General features: G+C 44.2%; 6 protein-coding genes. All 6 read left to right on the top strand.

The features are described from left to right. Positions 1-4: 4 nt before the first annotated feature. The 6 genes from QQL36_RS26600 (at position 5) to QQL36_RS26575 (ending at position 13,169) form a co-directional block, all read left to right on the top strand. Positions 5-2,092, top strand: a complete 2,088-nt coding sequence (locus tag QQL36_RS26600) for a beta-galactosidase (protein ID WP_321567340.1) — start codon at positions 5-7, stop codon at positions 2,090-2,092. Positions 2,093-2,119: 27 nt separating this feature from the next. Further along, positions 2,120-3,712, top strand: a complete 1,593-nt coding sequence (locus QQL36_RS26595) for a GH39 family glycosyl hydrolase (RefSeq protein WP_321567339.1) — start codon at positions 2,120-2,122, stop codon at positions 3,710-3,712. A 96-nt stretch (positions 3,713-3,808) separates the two neighbouring features. Continuing rightward, the gene (locus tag QQL36_RS26590) at positions 3,809-6,115 is read left to right on the top strand and encodes a glycoside hydrolase family 44 protein (protein WP_321567338.1); all 2,307 of its coding nucleotides are present in this window, start codon (positions 3,809-3,811) and stop codon (positions 6,113-6,115) included. A gap of 17 nt (positions 6,116-6,132) precedes the next feature. Next, positions 6,133-8,223, top strand: a complete 2,091-nt coding sequence (locus QQL36_RS26585) for an alpha-L-fucosidase (protein WP_321567337.1) — start codon at positions 6,133-6,135, stop codon at positions 8,221-8,223. Positions 8,224-8,305: 82 nt separating this feature from the next. Next, positions 8,306-10,762, top strand: coding sequence for a beta-galactosidase GalA (gene galA / locus QQL36_RS26580; protein ID WP_321567336.1), 2,457 nt, complete (start codon positions 8,306-8,308; stop codon positions 10,760-10,762). Between the two features lie 40 nt (positions 10,763-10,802). Continuing rightward, entirely contained in the window at positions 10,803-13,169 is a 2,367-nt protein-coding gene (locus QQL36_RS26575; RefSeq protein WP_321567335.1) for a right-handed parallel beta-helix repeat-containing protein, read from the top strand. Positions 13,170-13,622 lie beyond the last annotated feature (453 nt).

Below are 13,622 nucleotides of genomic sequence, written 5' to 3'. Positions count from 1 at the left end.
TCAGATGAATAAATTTTCTATACTTGTTATTATCACCATTTTGATCGTAGGATTGAATGCGACCGCACAGGTAGTCAATCCTTTTTTTCAGGAGAAGAATCTCACAACGACCGGCATCTATTACTATCCTGAGCATTGGAACGAAAACCAGTGGGAGAGGGATATAAAGAAAATTGCAGGTATGGGCTATGAGTTTGTACACCTGGCTGAATTTGCGTGGTTTAAAATGGAGCCGGAAGAAGGGGAATTTGAGTTTGCATGGTTGGATAAGGTGATAGCCCTCTGTACCAAATACAACCTGAAAGTGGTGATGTGTACTCCTTCCGCCACCACGCCAGCCTGGATGAGGACAAATTATCCGGAAACTTTTGTGATGGACGGTCATTATATCCGTGGAGAGCATGGCACCCGTGGATTAGGATCAATCGTTCATCCTGGCTATCGCAAGTTTGTAGAAACAATTGTAGTTGAAATGGCCAGGCGTTACGGACAACATAAAAATGTGATTGGCTGGCAACTTGATAATGAGCCTGATGCCAAACCTGATTACAGTCCGGCTTCTCAGGAAGCATTCAGGCAGTGGCTAAAAAACAAATACAACACCATAGATGCGCTGAATACCGCCTGGGGAACTGCCTTCTGGAGTCAGTGGTACAACGACTTCAACCAGGTTATCATTCCCAATACCACCCTGGTGGGCTGGTGGGGCAATAGCCCTCATGCTTTGCTTGATTTTAAAAGGTATTCGGCCGACGCCCAGGCGGAATTCCTCGATTTTCAGGCAGCTACACTACGACGCTTCATTTCGAAGGACCAGTTTGTGACGACCAATTATACAGCAGTATCCACGGGTGCTGATCCGCGGCGGACAAAACAGCTGGATTTTGCGACGTATACCGCTTATCCAAATGGAGGTACCCATAATATTGGTGACCTTGGATTCAGGCTGGGAAACAGCAGCGTTATCCTGTTTGCGGCTGAATATTATAAATCAGTAGGGAGCGTGTCGGGAGTAATGGAAATTCAACCCGGCCCGGTAAACTGGGGCAGTTACAACCCATTGCTGTTACCCGGTACTGTACGAATGTGGCTATACCACACTTTTGCAGCGGGCGGAAAGCTTGCCTGTTCCTACCGGTTCCGTCAGATCAATTATAGCGCGGAGCAATACCATGCGGGTGTAATACAAACAGATGGTATAACCCCTTCGCAAGGTGGAGAGGAATACATGCAATACATGAAAGAAATAAAAGAACTGCGGAAACGATATAAGCCTGGAATTTCCATGCCTGAAAAACTGGTTGCCCGGTCAACAGCTATTCTCTGGAACCTGGAAAATTACTGGACGATTGACCGGCAAAAACAGACCTCGCAATGGGATACCTGGAATTATCCGATTAAATTCCTGGAAATAGCAAAGTCATTTGGTGCCCCTGTAGATGTGATCCCGGAGACGGCTGATTTGTCGAAGTACAAATTTGTGATTGTTCCGGCCTATGAGATGGTGGATAGTGCTTTGATAAAGAAGTGGCAGGAATACGCAGCAAACGGAGGGCACCTGATTCTTACCTGCCGTACAGCCACCAAAGATCGCATGGGACATTTCTGGGAGGCCGAATGCGCCGCTCCTATATCAGGACTGATAGGTGCACAGGTGAAAGCAACAGATATGCTTTCTGGTAACGCCAAAGGCGATCTCCTGATGGGTACTACTCATTACAGTTGGAATAACTGGGCCGATTTACTTGCACCTGATAAGCATACAGAAACACTCGCCGTATTTGATAACCAGTTTTACAGCGGAAAAGCAGCAGTAGTGAAACATAAGGTTGGCAAAGGTACTGTTACCTATATAGGTGTGGATACGGATGATGCTAAACTGGAAGCGGACATTCTGAAACAGATTTATAACAGAGCAGGTATTACCACTGAAAATTATCCCCCTGGCGTATTTGTTTATTGGCGGGATGGCTTTTATGTGGCCGTAAATTATTCTTCGGAGAATTATACAATGAATATGGGGCAAACAGCCAATATTATTGTGGGCGATAAAATATTAGCGCCTGGTGGAGTGCTGGTCTGGAGTGAGTAATTATAACAAAAGTTAAAATATTAAAAAATGAAAGGAATTTTATTGTTATTGACACTACTGCTTTTATCCATTTCTGACATATTGGTTGCCCAAACAAAAAAACAGCAACCGCCAATCATCCCGGAAAGGGTTATCAATATTGATTTTAACAAAACATCGGGAAAGCTGAACACGATGTTTAATGACTGTGTTGGCGCAGGCCGTGCGAACGAAGGACTTCGGGCAGACTGGCAGCAGCAGCTTGCCTATGTAAAAAAAGAATGCGGTTTCAGGTATATCCGTATGCATGGCCTGTTGACAGACGACATGGCGGTTTATACTGTCGACAGTAAGGGCAACCCGATGTACAACTATATGTACATCGATGTTTTATTCGACTTTTTACATAGCATAGGCATGAAGCCCTTTGTTGAGTTAGGCTTTATGCCTACTGCGCTGGCCAGCGGGTCCAAAACTATCTTCTGGTGGCGGGGTAATGTAACCCCGCCAAAGGATTACGAAAAATGGGCCGCATTGGTGAAGGATCTTACCCGGCATTTTACGGAACGTTATGGCGCTGAGGAAGTAAAAACCTGGTATTTCGAAGTCTGGAACGAGCCTAACCTGGATGGTTTCTGGGCAGGAACACAGGAAGACTACTTCAAATTATATACCTACAGCGCGAAGGCTATTAAAAGCGTTAATTCCTCTTATCGCGTTGGTGGTCCGGGAACAGCCGGAGCTGCCTGGGAGCCGGAAATGATTGCCTTTTGTGAAAAAAATAATGTGCCGATAGATTTCATCAGCACCCACGCCTATGGCGTAAAGCAGGGATATCTCGATGAATTTGGGAACTCAGGTACCGTACTTGATAAAAATCCCATGAGCGTTAGCGGGGATGTACTCCAATCGCGGAAGGAAATTGACAGTTCCACTATGCCTCACCTGGAGCTTCATTACACTGAATGGAGCGCTTCTTATACCCCGGCTGATCCTATCCACGACAGCTATCATGAAGCTGCCTATGTGCTGCAAAAAATAAAGCAGGTAGGAAAGGCGGCCAATTCAATGTCATATTGGGTATTTACTGACATTTTCGAAGAGCCAGGACCGCGTTTTACGCCGTTTCACGGAGGCTTCGGTATGCTGAACACACAGGGCATCAACAAACCGGTGTTCTATGCATACCAGTTTATGAACAGGCTGGGGAGTATTGAATTGGTCAATAACGATTCCACTTCATGGGTATGCAGGGATTCCACAGGAAATATCCAGGCGCTGGCATGGGATTTTACCAATACTCATCCAGGAGATTCCGTACATAACCAGCAATATTATATCCGCGATCTTCCTTCAAAATCAAAAGGAAAACTGAAGGTAAATATTGTAAATGTGCCTGATGGAACGTATGCACTTGAAATATATAAAGTAGGCTATCATAGCAATGATGCATACTCCAGTTATCTCGCCCTGGGCAAGCCGGTACAGCTAAACAGGCAGGAAGTAGAACAAATAAAGAAGCAAAACGATGGTTCGCCCGTTACCAGGGAAATGATTGCTGTAAAAGCCGGCGTCCCTTTTACAAAAGAGTTGGAGATTCGTGAGAACGATGTTTTCTTTTTGAATATGATCAAACTTTAATGATATAAGTATTAAACGACGCCGTTCCAGGTTGATATTGCGGCAGAACTATTGGATGAAAATTCTATTGCAAACAATTAGTAAAAAAACAAAACAATGCGTAAGAAAACCATATTGCTTTTGTTGTGCCACGTTATACTTTATACAGCCATTGCACAAAATGTTACCATTTCAATTAATCCGACTCAAAACAAACGCTTGATTTCCCCATACATATATGGCCGAAACGAAGGCTTTGATAAGGCGGTACAATTTTATAAAGACGCAGGTTTACGTTTTGCCCGTATGAACGGAGGCAATAACGCAACATGTTACAACTGGCGTAAAAAAATTACGGTCCATCCGGACTGGTATAATAATGTGTATGGAACGGATTGGGATGCATATGCACAAAACATTGCGGCCAACTATCCTGATATACAGGGTATGTTTGCCTTTCAATTACTGGGTAGAGCTGCATCCAACACCAATAACAACTTCGATGATTGGGCTTACAACCAATCCCAGTATTGGGCCGGGGTTGGTCAGAATTTAGCCGGCGGAGGTGTACCCAATACGCAGGACCCTTCCGGTAAGGCGTTGGTAGAAGGCGATGTTAATTTATTTACACAGCTATGGCCTGCCGACTCTTCTGTGGGAATCCTTAATCACTGGTTTGGAACCAATGGTTTAGGACTAAACAAAAATAAATTTTTATATTGGAATATGGATAATGAAGTAGATATCTGGAGTGGTACCCATGATTATGCCATGCCAACGCAGATTTCTGCCGCAACTTTTATGGATAACTACATTACACTGGCAAAAAAGGCCAAAGCTTTATATCCTGATATTAAGCTCTGCGGACCTGTTACCACTTCGGAATGGCAATGGTACAAATGGTCAAATGAAAGTATTTACGTAAATGGCAGGTATTATTGCTGGCTTGAGTATTTTATAAAACGCCTTGGAGATGAGTATAAAGCAACCGGTATCAAGCTGGTTGATGTAGTAGATATTCACAACTATCCCTGGTATAATAGCGATGACGATGCTGCACTGCAGGGGCACCGGATTTATTATGATACAACATATGACTATCCGGGTTCAAACGGTATTAAAACACTCACTGGCGGATGGGATGCCTCATTGACAAAACAATATATATTCAAGCGTATCGAGGGCTGGCTGACTGAACATTTTGGCGCGAACCATGGCATCACATGTGGTATAAGCGAATGGGGGACCATGTCAAGCAGTAACCCAAGCCTTGAATCTGTAATATATGCTTCGCATCTTGGTACATTTGGCAACAATGGCGTTGAATTCTTTTCTCCCTGGAACTGGTCTATTGGCATGTGGGAAACATTGCACCTCTTTAGCAGGAATGCAAAGAAATATAGTGTTTTAAGTACTTCCTCACTCGAAAATACTGTATCTGCTTACTCTTCTGTAAATGAAAATGCCGACTCTTTAACCGTGATACTCGTAAACCGTGATAGGACTAATTCCCGCACTGTTACCATCAATTTAAGCAACTTCGATGTTGCCAATGGAAATTACCAAACGTTGCAGTTGTCATCTTTACCGGCAACGGAAAGTTTTGTATCGCACACGCAAAATGCCCTTCAACAAAATACAGTAGCGGCAAACTCAAATTCAATTACCATCACTGTGCCGGCTCTTTCTACAACGGCAATGCTGCTGAATAAAGCCACTGTTCCTGTTACTTACGTGACAATGGCTAACCGTGCCACCGGATTACTGATGGATGGTATGTACAGGTACTCCGATGGATCCAATGTGGGGCAATGGAGTAACAGCGGCAGTGATGCACAGCAATGGTCCCTGGAAACTAACGATGGCTATGTAAAGATTAAAAACCGTGCTTCAGGCCTATATCTTGATGGCATGGGCAGAACGTCCAATGGCTCTATAGCGGGACAATGGAGCAATAGTAACAGCTATAACCAGCAATGGCAGCAGATTACATCAGGAAGTTATATCAAGCTGAAGAATCGTGCTACCGGATTATACCTGGACGGCCTGGGCCAGAATACCAACGGCACTGATGCAGGGCAATGGTCAGAAAGCAGCAGTAATAATCAGTTATGGACAATAGGGACTGTTGCTCAGGCCCGGAAATCAACGGTTACGGATTCTTTATTATTGCAGCAGACCAACCATCATGTTTCATTATACCCAAATCCTTTCACGTCAACTTTTAATATAGCGATTGATAAAACTGAGGAAGTAAAACGTATTATTATATTCGACCTTGCAGGCAGGCAGCTTGAAACGGTTAAACGTACTTCGGTTTCAAGCCTGATGTCAATGGGCGCTTCCTTGAAAACCGGTACTTATATAATTCGGGTAGAAGCCGCAAAATGGGTAAAAACATTCAAGGTTGTTAAGATAAATTAGTTCAAAATAATATTGATATGATTATTCATATGATGAAATATTGGCTTTGTGGAGTCGCTTTCTTCTTGTGTTCAATTAGTAATAACTATGCCCAGAAAAAGGCACCGGATCCATATGGCCCGGTGCCAACAGAAAATCAAATGAGATGGCAGGAGATGAAATACTATGCTTTTGTCCATTTCTCCTTAAATACTTATACGGATCAATCATGGGGATTTGGCAATGAGGATGTAAAGTTATTTAATCCGTTGAAACTGGATTGTCGCCAATGGGCCCGAATATGCAGGGATGCCGGTATGAAAGGAATTATCCTTACGGTAAAGCATCACTGCGGTTTTTGTCTCTGGCCATCTAAATACACGGAGTATTCTGTGAAAAATGCGCCATGGAAAAATGGCCATGGCGATGTGGTGCGGGAATTGGCAGATGCCTGTAGAGAATACGGCTTAAAACTGGGTATCTATCTATCACCCTGGGATAGAAATAGCCCCGATTATGGAAAGCCGGAGTATATCACTTACTTCCGGAATCAGCTGACAGAACTCCTCACTAACTACGGACCGATTTTCGAGGTATGGTTTGACGGCGCCAATGGTGGTTCAGGATACTATGGCGGCGCTAATGAAACACGCACAATTGACCGCACTACCTATTATGACTGGCAGAATACTTATAAGCTGATCCGCAGGCTACAACCTGACTGCGTAATATGGAATGACGGTGGTGACAGGGCCGATCTACGCTGGGTAGGTACTGAAGGTGGCCTGGTGGGCGAAACGAACTGGAGTTTGCTAAATGCCAAAGGCGAGGTGGAATGGAATATGTTGCATCATGGTCTGGAAAATGGGGATTCCTGGGTGCCCGCCGAAGTCAATACTTCCATCAGACCAGAATGGTTCTATCATCCACATGAAGATGGCCAGGTAAAAACGGTGCCGCAATTAATGGAAACGTACTACAATTCCATCGGACGCAATGGCACATTACTGCTTAATTTCCCGATTATGCCCAATGGACTGATTCATCCAAACGATGAAAAAGCAGCGCTCGGATTGGCCAGGGCTGTAAAGGAAGCATTTGCTGTGAACCTGGTTGCTAATAAGAAGGCGAGTGCCACCAATGTTCGCGGAAATGCCAACGAGTTTGGCCCCGATAAGTCTATTGATAATAGCAACGATACTTATTGGGCCACTGATGATGATGTGACTAACGCGTCGCTAACAATAGATTTTGGTAAACCAACCACGTTCAACCGTTTCCTGGTACAGGAATATATCCGGTTAGGACAACGTGTGAAAGCCTTCACTGTAGAGGCCCTTGTTGATGGACATTGGATGCAGCTGGCCAAAGCTACGACCATCGGGTATAAGCGTATCCTTCGTTTTCCGGCGATAAAGGCAACAGCGGTTCGGTTAAATATTACTGGTTCGAAAAGCTGCCCTGTCATTTCCAATATCGGCATTTACAATGCACCGCAAATCCTTGCTGCTCCTTCTATTACCAGAAACCAATCTGGTGAAGTAACCATCACTCCGGCGGATATGGAGTCGGTTATTTACTACACGTTGGCTAGCGGGCAGCCTACTTCAAAATCAAAAAAATACACGGGTCCCTTTCCTTCAGAGGGGAAGTTGGAAATAAGTGCTATTGCCTATGAACCAGCTACTGGTAAAAGTAGTCCTGTGTCCCGGGAAAAATTTGATATTTCCCGGAAGAACTGGAGAATTGTCGGACTAGCCGATGAAAAGGCAAACCTGATCCTGGATGGAAATCCATCTACTGCGTGGCATCAAAGCAAGAATGAAAAAATGCCCATTGATCTGGTTCTCGATTTGGGAGGTGAGCAAAAGTTATGTGGGTTCAAATATCTGCCAGACCAGGGAAATACCACGGGTGCAATTGCAAAATATCAATTTTTTGTTTCGACCGATAATACGGAGTGGAAGCTGGTAGATGAAGGAGAGTTTCCAAATATAAAAAACAACCCTTTGTGGCAAACGAGAAGCTTTACACCGATAAATGCCCGTTATATAAAACTCCGCGCAGTGCGTGAGGTGAATGGTAATAATGATGCCGGATATGCGGAAGTAGACGTGATCACAAAATAAATCTGGTAAGCCTTATCCGCTTGCCAGGGTGGGGGAGAACCGCACCTGGGTTTATGAGGACAATAATTTTAGAATTAGATTTATGATTTACAGATTTCTTGTTTTAGCAATTGGGGTAATTATACTCACCTTAACAGGTAATTTTTACCTGTCAGCACAGCATCGAACGGAGGGAACTCCTGTAAAAAGGGCGAGGATAAATTTTGATGAAGACTGGCAGTTTCACAAAGGCGACATTGCTATAAAGCGTGCTGTAAAAGCCGGAAAGCAGGGAGGCTTAAGTGACGCTAATGTAAAAGTAGTGACTGGGGAGGAAGCCGTTATTGCTTATACCGATAAGAATAAGGTGGCAGATTATAAGCCTGGTGACTGGATGAATGTAAACCTGCCACACGACTGGTTGGTGGGGGAGCCCTTTGTGCACGATGATAACATTGGCAGTCAGCCTGCCGGTAATGGTTACCGGCCAGCAGGTATAGGTTTTTACAGGAAAGAGTTTGAGATACCGGAAGGAGATGAAGGAAAGATGATCTCAATTGATTTTGATGGTATTTTCCGTAACAGTACGGTTTGGGTGAACGGTCATCTTATGGGCAATCATGAAAGTGGTTACCTACCTTCCACTTACGATCTTACAGATGTGCTGCGATACGGGACGGAAGGAAAGAATGTAATACTGGTGAAAGTGGATGCAACAGATTTTGAAGGATGGTGGTATGAGGGCTGTGGTATTTACAGGCATGTTTGGCTGACTAAAACCGCGAAACTGCATGTTGACCAGTATGGTACTCATATTACAACGCCCATTGTTACCGCTCAGAAAGCAACCGTGAGTATCGGGACCACGTTGCAAAATGATGATAATGTCGATAGGAAATTTACGCTCGTTTCAAAAATTTTAGCTAAAAACGGGACGGTGCTGAACACTCAAAGCAACTCCCTGTCAATACCCAAACACAGTAAGCTAACTATAAAGCAGCAGGCTAACGTAGTAAGACCGCAGCTCTGGTCACCGGAAACGCCCTCTCTTTACAAAGTGAAAACTGAAATTGTTGAAAATGGCATTGCCGTTGATGATTATGAAACCACGTTTGGCATAAGAACAGTGGAGATTACCACAAATGGCTTTTTCCTTAATGGAAAGCTTTATCCTATAAAAGGCACTGCCAATCATCAGGATTTTGCTGGTGTGGGTGTGGCATTGCCTGATAAATTAAACGCGTATAAGCTAAAGCTTTTAAAAGAAATGGGTAGTAATGGCTACCGTTGCGCTCATCATCCGCCTACACCTGAGCTACTCGATATCTGTGATAGCATCGGCATGTTGGTATTAGATGAAAACCGGTTATTGTCATCAAGTGCACAAGGGAAAGAGGATTTAACAACTATGATCCGCCGCGACCGTAATCATCCTTCGGTATTTATGTGGAACCTGGAAAATGAGGAGTCCCTGGAAGGTAATGTAACAGGGAGAAGAATACTTGAATCACTTGTGGAAGTAGCACATGAGTTAGATGATACGCGACCCGTGTCGGCAGCCATGAACCACGGTTGGAATGAAGGTGGATATAGCGATGTGCTGGATGTAGTAGGCTATAACTATGGTCAAAGGGGAATGCAGTACGTGAAAGACCATCTTCAATATCCCAGGCGTAAAATGTTTGTTACCGAGTCTACCAGCTATGTTTCCACCCGGGGCGAATATGAAGATAATGGAGGGTTAGGTTATGTTTCCAACTTTGGATTGGGGATAGGATGGGGGCTGCAACCTGGTCAGGATTGGAAACACATTGTTCAGTACCCGTTCTTAGGGGGCACTTTTGTATGGACAGGATTTGACTACCGCGGAGAGCCCACTCCTTATGGGTGGCCCTGTGTTAGCTCCCATTTTGGTATTATGGATTTATGCGGTTTTCCGAAAGACGGATATTATGCCTACAAGGCTGCCTGGACAGACACACCTTTGGTACATGTCTTCCCACATTGGAACTGGCCTGGAAAAGTAGGACAAAAAATAAAGATCAGGGGATACAGCAATTGTGAAGAAGTAGCGCTATTTGTTAACGGGGAAAGTGTGGGTAGGATGAAAGCCGTACCATTTGAATATTTTGAGTGGGAAGTAGTTTATCACCCCGGGAGTCTTGAGGCAAGGGGCTACAATAACGGCCAGCAAGTAGCCAGTCAGCTGATAGAAACAACTACAGCTCCCGAAAAATTGACATTGGCAAGCGATGTAGATTATTTAAAGGCTGATGGCTGTGATGTTGCGGTTGTAAATGTAGCCATTAGAGATAGCATCGGAAGGGTGGTACCTACAGCTAATAATTATGTTCAATTTTTTGTTGAAGGACCCGGCAAGATCATTGGAACCGGTAATGGCGATCCAAGCTGCCACGACCCGGAGAATACAAATCAGCGAAGAGCTTTCAACGGCTATTGCCAGGTATTGGTGCAATCAGGTAAAGCCGCAGGAGAAATACGCTTAAAGGCTATTTCAGAAACTCTCCCGGGATCGACAGTAACTATAAAGGTGCAATAGTTATATAATTTCTTTTAAAAACGGCTAAAGAGACATAGGGATGATTAAAATAAACAGAATAGTGGTTGCATTTTATGTAATGATTTTTGTATTGCCGGTATGTGCTCTTTCACAAACCACTTATTATGTTTCATCCAATGGTAGCGATACTAATACAGGAACCCCACAGCAGCCATTTTTGTCTATTACGAAAGCCCTTGCGGCCGCCCGGACAACCCAGGGGCAAGTGATCATCAGGCTTTTTGGGGGTACTTATTACCTGGAAAGCCCTATTGTTTTTACGCCGGCAGATTCCAGGGGAGATGGTGAAATCCTCACTATAACCAATGTTGAAAATGAAACGGTCACTATCAGCGGGGGAGTACGGTTGCAAAACCTTCGGTGGAGAAAATATAAAGGTGGTGTTTGGCAAACCAGGGTAGGGCCAGACCTTATTTTTGACCAGCTATTCGTTAATCGCCGCTTACAACATATGGCCCGTTATCCTGATTATGACTCGTCGGCCCGCTTCCTGGGGGGGACTGCAGCCGATGCTTTAAGCAAGGAAAGAACTGCCCGTTGGCAAAATCCTGGTGGGGGTTATGTACATGCGCTCCACCGCTCGGAATGGGGTGATTTTCATTATCTGATCAAAGGGAAGGATAGCCTGGGCGAACTTATGCTTGAGGGCGGATGGCAGAATAACAGGCGTATGGGCATGCATCCCGTCCACCGTTTTGTAGAGAACATTTTTGAGGAACTGGATTCACCCGGGGAATGGTACTACGATAAGCAAAGCGGTTTGTTATATTATTATCCACCAGAAGGGCTTGATATAAAGACCGCAACGTTTGAAACACCCCGGATTCGTCATCTCATTGAATTCAAAGGAACCGAAGCTGCACCCGTGAAGAATATTCGAATTAGTGGACTTACGCTCATGCATACGCTGCGCACTTTCATGGAGAACAAAGAACCATTGTTGCGAAGTGATTGGACTATTTACCGCGGAGGGGCCGTTCTATTTACCGGGGCGATTCATTGCGGGATAGCTGACTGTGTAATCAGGGATGTAGGAGGCAATGCCATCTTCTTTAACAATTATAACCGGTATTGCGAGGTCTCCGGCTGTTTGATTTCCGACATTGGCGCGAGCGCAGTATGTTTTGTGGGCGACCCTGCCGCGGTACGTTCACCCAGATTTGAGTATAACGAATTTGTTCCATTGGAAGAGATGGACCGCTCTCCCGGGCCCAGCACCAATAATTATCCGGCATCATGCAGTGTATACAATAACCTGCTATTTAACCTTGGTATGGTTGAAAAACAATCAGCCGGCATTGAGCTGTCAATGTGCCGACATATTACTGCGAGCCATAATACTATTTATGACGTTCCGCGTGCCGGTATAAATGTTAGTGAAGGAACCTGGGGCGGACATGAGATCGCCTATAATGATGTATTCAATACAGTTAAAGAAAGCGGCGATCATGGCTCTTTTAATTCCTGGGGGCGGGACCGGTACTGGCACCCGGATAAGAAGAAACTTGACTCTATTGTGGCTACCAACTTTGATCTTGTACTATTGGATGTAGTAGACCCTATTTTGCTACATCATAACCGCATGCGTTGCGATCACGGTTGGGATATCGATCTGGACGATGGCTCCAGCAATTACCGGATCTATGATAATCTTTGTTTAAACGGCGGCATAAAACTTAGAGAAGGCGTGAACAGGGTAGTAGAAAATAATATTATGGTTAATAACACCTTTCATCCGCATGTGTGGTTTGACAACAGCAACGATGTTTTTAAACATAATGTTGTTGCTACCGGTTACCTGCCTATTGGCATTAAGGTATGGGGGCAGGAGGTTGACTATAATGTCTTTCCGGATTCAGTGTCGCTGAAAGCTGCCTGGGAAAGGGGTACAGATAGCCATTCTGTATGCGTTCCGCTTGATTTTCAGCATCCGGAACAAGGCGATTTCAGGCTAAAGGATGGTTCAAAAGCTTTTGAAATAGGTTTTAAAAACTTTCCAATGGATAGTTTTGGCGTTGTTTCTCCTAAGCTGAAGGCACTGGCAAAAAAGATTCCCCTGCCGTCAATTGTAGCAGTAAATTATGCAGATGGGGATGAAGCCATTGAATTTATGGGCGCGAAGGTAAAGACCCTGCGTACGCTGGGGGAGCGGTCTGCCACGGGCATGGATGAAACAAGGGGAGCGTTGGTCGTATCGGTTATGCCAGGTACTGCCGCAGCAAAATTACTACAGCCCAATGATGTCATTCTCTTTTTGAATGGGAAAAGAATTGACAATGTCGGGGATCTAAGGGAAGCCTTGATGAGGGTGATTGGTACAAGTACTGACATAGCAATTTTTCGAAATCAGAAAGAAATCAGGAAGTCGTTGTTCTTTTTTAAATAACCTTCTTATCATAAATCCAATATTAGATTTAGTCATAGTTAAATAGTGATTCCAGTAACAGCGAGCAGAACTTTGGCATTAATGAAAGCATTTTAACCTGGCTGGTCTTTCATCCAATAAATTACTAACAGAATTGAAAAAAATATTGTCCTGCAATCTTTGTTGACTAAAAAAATATATTACCTTCGCAAAAACCTTATTACTTTTCTTATAGATGATGACACACTGAGAACCCGTAAAACAGGGTAATCCATCCTGTTGAAAACTAGCCCATTACATGGAAAATATTTCAAGAGAGTTTGTTCCTTGGATATCAGGTGGCTTCACCTTTCCATAGTTTCATAAGCAAGTTGAACTTTAGGTGAATAAGAAAAATAAGCAGCAACAACAAACCGGCAAAAAATACCTGCAATAGTCGAGGGCGGGACGTGGAGGGTTAACACTCCATGCATG

The organism is Chitinophaga sp. LS1, from assembly GCF_034274695.1.
Lineage (GTDB): Bacteria > Bacteroidota > Bacteroidia > Chitinophagales > Chitinophagaceae > Chitinophaga.
This window is presented reverse-complemented; position numbering and strand designations above follow the sequence as displayed.

Excerpts from the sequence above, each read along its gene's own strand:
- QQL36_RS26600 (WP_321567340.1), top strand. The coding sequence starts at position 5 with ATGAATAAATTTTCTATACTTGTTATTATCACCATTTTGATCGTAGGA.
- QQL36_RS26595 (WP_321567339.1), top strand. The coding sequence starts at position 2,120 with ATGAAAGGAATTTTATTGTTATTGACACTACTGCTTTTATCCATTTCT.
- QQL36_RS26590 (WP_321567338.1), top strand. The coding sequence starts at position 3,809 with ATGCGTAAGAAAACCATATTGCTTTTGTTGTGCCACGTTATACTTTAT.
- QQL36_RS26585 (WP_321567337.1), top strand. The coding sequence starts at position 6,133 with ATGATTATTCATATGATGAAATATTGGCTTTGTGGAGTCGCTTTCTTC.
- galA (WP_321567336.1), top strand. The coding sequence starts at position 8,306 with ATGATTTACAGATTTCTTGTTTTAGCAATTGGGGTAATTATACTCACC.
- QQL36_RS26575 (WP_321567335.1), top strand. The coding sequence starts at position 10,803 with ATGATTAAAATAAACAGAATAGTGGTTGCATTTTATGTAATGATTTTT.